Source organism: Mitsuaria sp. TWR114, from assembly GCF_007997345.1.
In genome coordinates, this window is the sequence record NZ_VOSR01001085.1 from 1 (window position 1) to 2,811 (window position 2,811).

Consider the following 2,811-nt stretch of genomic DNA (forward strand, 5'->3'; position numbering starts at 1 on the left):
CGCCAGCGCGGCCGTGCTGATGTGGATCACGGTGATCCTGGAGCCGGGGCGGACCTTCAACCTAGTGGTCATCAACGCCCTGCGCGCCGCCGGCGACGCGAAGTATCCGGTGATGGTCGGCGCGGGCTCGATGCTGCTGGTGCTGGCCGGCGGCAGCTGGCTGCTGGGCGAGGTGCTCGGGCTGGGCCTGGTCGGCCTGTGGATCGCCTATGCGGCGGACGAATGGATCCGCGGACTGCTGATGTGGCGCCGCTGGGCGCGACTGGGCTGGGTCCCGCAGGCGCGGGCGGTGCACCGCCGGCTGCGCCTGGCCGCGCAGGCGCACTGACGCGGGCGGCGAGGCCGGGAGGCCACGAGGCTGTGAAGCCGTGAAGCCGCGGCGCTGTCGACGGATTTGACACTCGCGCGTCCGCCCGCCGGGGGCGGCGGAAAAACCTCAATCGCCGTCGCCACTTGCCGTGCTGGCCCGGGCCTTGCTGCGAGAGACCGACCGTGCGCGCGCAGACGCGCCGGCCGCCGTCAGGGGGACGACAACGAGCTCCGCAGGGACGGCTCCGCAGGCCGGGGACCGCCGCTCGGGGCGGAGGAGACCGCCATGTCCGTGCTTGCATCCTTCGTCCTTGCCGCCGCCGCGGCCACGCCGGCTTCGACGCCGCCTTGCGCGCCCGCGCGTCCGGAGCAACTGCGCAACGAGCTGTCGCCATCGCAGGGCCTGGAGCGCTATACCGACCTGAGCCCCGCCGTGCGCGAGGCGCTCGCCCGCCGCATCGACCAGCTGCGCATCGACGACCTGGTGATGCTCAGCCGCGCCGGCGTCAACGGCCAGTACCGCTACGACGACGAGATCCGCCACGCGCTGATCGGCAACCTGCTCTGCGACCGGCTCGACCTGTCGTCGTGGAAGGCGACCGACGAGGCCAGCGCCCTGGTGTTCTGCGAAGGCGACACCTGCGTCGCCCTGACTGTCGACGGCCGCGTGCTGACGCGCCTGAGCCGGCGCAAGCCCGATGCCTTCGACGCGCTCGCGCAGGCGCTGCGCATCCGGCCCGGCGGCCCGCAGACGGAGCTCGAGCTGCCGCCGCCCGCGGCCGGCACGGCCAACGGCTGGGCGCGCCAGCGGCTGCTGGTGCAGACGCGGGCGGGCCTGGACGACAAGGCGCTGGCCAGGATCCTCGGCCCGCACGGCGGCAAGGCGCGTCGCATCGGCCGCACGCAGGTCGCCATCGTCGACCTGCCGCCGAACGCCTCGGAGACCGCGGTGGCGATGACGCTGGCCCGCCATCCGCAGCTCAAGACGGCCGAGCTGGACATGCGGGTGTCGCCCGCGATGACGCCCAACGATCCCTACATGGGCAGCGAGTGGCACCTGGTGCGCATCAATGCGCCGCAGGCCTGGGACACCGCCCAGGGCGCCGGCATCAAGATCGCGATCCTGGACACCGGCATCGACGCCAGCCATCCCGACCTGGCCGGCCGCATGGTCCCGGGCTGGAATTTCTATGACGGCAACGCCGACACCAGCGATGTCCACGGCCACGGCACGGCGGTGGCCGGCGCGGCGGCGGCGGCCGTGAACAATGGCATCGGCGTCGCGGCCGTCGCCGGCCAGGCGCAGCTGATGCCGGTGCGCATCGCCGACCCCAATGCCTATGCCTACTGGAGCACCGTCGCGCAAGGCCTGAGCTGGGCGGCGGACCAGGGCGCCCGCGTGGCCAACATCAGCTACAGCGGCGTGGCGGGCAGCGTCTCGGTGCAGAGCTCGGCCGACTACCTGCGCAGCAAGGGCGGGCTGGTCGTGGTCGCGGCGGGCAACAACGGCATCGACGAGGGCATCACGCCCACGGCCAGCATGATCCCGGTCTCCGCCACCAACGAGACCGATGCCAGGACCAGCTGGTCCAGCTACGGCAACTTCGTCGCGCTGGCCGCGCCCGGGCAGAACATCTGGACCACCCAGCGCGGCGGCAGCTATGGCGCCTGGTGGGGGACCTCGCTGGCCAGCCCGGTCGTGGCCGGCACCGTCGCGCTGCTGATGTCGGCCCGGCCGACGCTCAGCGGCAGCGCGATCCAGAACGCGCTGTTCACCACCGCCGTGGATCTCGGCACCGCCGGGCGGGATCCGTATTTCGGCTGGGGCCGCATCAATGCGGGCGCGGCGATGCAGGCGGTGCTGGCCGCGCCGGCGCCCGATACCCAGCCGCCCGCCGTCTCGGTCAGCGCGCCGCTCAACGGCGCGACGGTCAACGGGCTGGTCGCGGTCGATGTCGGCGCCTCCGACAACCAGGGCATCGCCCGCGTGGACCTGCGGGTCAACGGCAGCGTCGTCGCCTCGGACACCTCGGCACCCTATGGCTTCAGCTGGGACTCGACCCGGGTCGCCAACGGCGCGGTGACGCTCACCGCCACCGCGGTCGACGCGGCCGGCAATGCCGGCACCAGCGCGGCGGTGACGCTGACGGTGGCCAATGCGGCGCTGGTCGACACGCAGCCGCCGGAGATCGCGATCGCGACGCCCGCGGCCAATGCCAAGCTGGCCGGCAACACGCTGACGATCTCGACCCGCGCCAGCGACAACGCCGGCGACGCCGGCATCCGCCAGACCCTCTACGTCGACGGCGCGCAGGTGGCGAGCGGCACTGGCGCCACCCTGAGCTTCACCTGGAACCTGAAGAAGGCCTCGGCCGGCACGCACACGATCCAGGCCGTCGCGAAGGACGCCGCCGGCAACACCGCGGTGGCGACGACGTCCTTCACGAAGTAGGCGGGCCGGCGCGGGGCTTCGCCTTGCGCTGATCCGGGGCGGGGGCCCGC

Annotated in this window: 1 protein-coding gene and 1 pseudogene; both read left to right on the forward strand. The window is 73.3% G+C overall.

Annotated features, from left to right (window positions below; translation table 11 throughout):
- Window positions 1-328: pseudogene (locus FUT87_RS27530) on the forward strand (MATE family efflux transporter); the annotation flags it as partial.
- Window positions 329-595: 267 nt separating this feature from the next.
- Window positions 596-2,761, forward strand: coding sequence for a S8 family serine peptidase (locus tag FUT87_RS27535; protein ID WP_255512091.1), 2,166 nt, complete (start codon window positions 596-598; stop codon window positions 2,759-2,761).
- The last annotated feature ends 50 nt before the right edge of the window (window positions 2,762-2,811 follow it).